Origin of the sequence: Oscillibacter valericigenes (assembly GCF_021531435.1) — a bacterium.
Taxonomy (GTDB): domain Bacteria; phylum Bacillota; class Clostridia; order Oscillospirales; family Oscillospiraceae; genus Oscillibacter; species Oscillibacter valericigenes_B.
The window spans coordinates 1-837 of record NZ_JAFBIS010000074.1 but is presented as its reverse complement, the minus strand read 5'-3'; the positions used below and the strand labels follow the sequence as shown (position 1 = coordinate 837).

1 protein-coding gene is annotated in these 837 nt (G+C 53.0%); it reads left to right on the top strand.

Going from position 1 to position 837, the window contains the following annotated elements; all coding sequences use genetic code 11:
• The first annotated feature begins 133 nt into the window (after nucleotides 1-133).
• The gene (locus tag JQM68_RS13605; protein ID WP_235223559.1) at nucleotides 134-664 is read left to right on the top strand and encodes a hypothetical protein; all 531 of its coding nucleotides are present in this window, start codon (nucleotides 134-136) and stop codon (nucleotides 662-664) included.
• Nucleotides 665-837: the final 173 nt, after the last annotated feature.

The following is an 837-nucleotide window of genomic DNA, read 5'->3' as shown; positions in this document are numbered from 1 at the left end:
AGAAACCTAATCGAATAGTTGCCGAAACCGCTCGGATTGAGTGATATTTGGCACTACTGTACAAAAATATTTAGGGAGGTCAATGCTTTATGAGGAACGATCATCGGTCTGCCAAAAGGATGGAGGGATTGGTATGAAGCTGCCGGAATTTATCACAGAACTCGCTCCCATCGGGGCCGTGCTAAAAGCCGAGGAAACCGGAGAAGCCATACTTGCCGGTGAGGTTAAAAAGAGAAACGCCCGTACTTTGGTGGAAACAGCGGACAGTGAGGGCCTGTCCCAGTGGGAAGCGGATTACGGCTTACCAAACGGAACCGGTGCGGACGACACCCTTCGCCGGGGCCGCATCCGGGGCGCCATGACAGGAGGACAAACCCTCACGCCCGAACGGTTAAGCGCTATGGCGGTCAATGTGGCGGGCGCTGACACAGGCAAGATCAGGGAGGACTTTGACGCCTACTTCGTGGAGCTGGCGGTGCTTAAAACCGGAAAACTGCCTGAAAAGGCCGGTATGGAAGCACTCCGGCAGACACTGGAACAGAAAAAACCAGCACACTTGGAAATCAACACGGTGCCCTGCGCTGTCCTGCCGCTGGAGCGGGCCGAGGCGCGCTACGGCAGTATGCTGGACATTCTGTACGCTGACGCGCCCCCGCTTCCATGACCTCTTCCACTGTTTCCGCGCAAACCATCTCTCCTTTTTTGAAAATATTTTATACTGGCCTTACCACGAAGACCCTTTCGTGAATATTTTCTATAAAGGTAACTGTTCAGCAGGGGTAAAAATTTGAATCGTCAAAACGTAGAAAATGAGAGCACGGGTGCAGTCAGCAGGAC